The following is a 1,135-nucleotide window of genomic DNA, read 5'->3' as shown; positions in this document are numbered from 1 at the left end:
CCTTTAACAGTTCATCCATTAATTTATCGGCTACGGTATCCTCTTTTTTCTTCCTTGCCATCATTGCCTCCTTGCTGAAATGGGTTAATTTGTATTTTTGCTTTTACACAAATTAATTTACAGTCCCGCTTCATTGACCGCCCTGTCGAAATTGCAGAAATACTTACCTGTAGAGGCTTTTGCCACTTCACTCCTTAAAAGGACAGTGCCCATGCCTTTACTCCATATATTCTGCCGAATTCTTTATATTTAATATCTGGTATTTGAGTCATTATGAACCACCCTTCTTTTTCTTCATCTTTTTCTGTTTCTGTTTTAATTTCCCAATACCCTGTCGCTCATTTTTTACCATAAACTATCTCTCTTATATTCCTATCTTCCCGTTTTCCATCCCATCTTATGTGATCAAATCTTCTCCACTTATTTACCCTTACTTTATCTTCATTTGGAAGCCAGATCCCATGATTACTGAGGATTCCCACTGCATATTCTATTTTTAATTTTTCTATAGCACTGACAAAGTTACTATGGCTTTCTCCATATAAACTATCTGATACTACTCTTTTTATGTTAAAACCAGTTTCTTTTAGTTCTTTTATTATCTCTACTGCCAATTCTGGTTTTGTTTTGTACTTATCACCCTCTTTTAATCTTTCTTTTGATTTAAACATTTTTGATTTTAAAGGAAACGTTACCCCATCACAGTAGCCATAAGCATTTACTGACACTATACCGTTTTCTATTTTTCCTAAATTTCCAATGTACTGTCTTTTTACACAATCTGTTGTTTTTCCTTTTTTGGAGTCTCCTGTTTCGTCTATTATGACTATGATTTCTCTTTCTTATAGAACTTCTAAAATGATATTCAACCTTCTTTTTTCTAATTCTTTTGACTCCCAAGGAGAATCTGTTATGAAATGCAGTAGTCCCTGTTCATTTTTCAGTCCTAATGATGATGCTATTGCTGGTAAACTCTTTCTTTTTATATCACTTAATATTCCCACAATAATATCCCTCTTCCATCAATCTAGGCAGATGAATGGCAGAATATGTCCCATGAATTGACCAAATATCTTAATCGATCTAGCTCATTAACTTTATTAAAAAGCTTGGTCAACTCATCTAAAACATGGGT

Annotated in this window: 1 protein-coding gene; it reads right to left on the bottom strand. The window is 33.7% G+C overall.

Annotated elements, in window-relative coordinates; translation table 11 throughout:
• Positions 1-338 precede the first annotated feature (338 nt).
• The gene (locus IQ217_RS19435) at positions 339-821 is read right to left on the bottom strand and encodes a transposase (protein ID WP_420826704.1); all 483 of its coding nucleotides are present in this window, start codon (positions 819-821) and stop codon (positions 339-341) included.
• Positions 822-1,135: the final 314 nt, after the last annotated feature.

This window comes from Synechocystis salina LEGE 00031, from assembly GCF_015207985.1.
GTDB lineage: Bacteria > Cyanobacteriota > Cyanobacteriia > Cyanobacteriales > Microcystaceae > Synechocystis > Synechocystis salina.
Note: the sequence above shows the minus strand (reverse complement) of the source record. Positions and strands in the feature narration are given on the sequence as shown.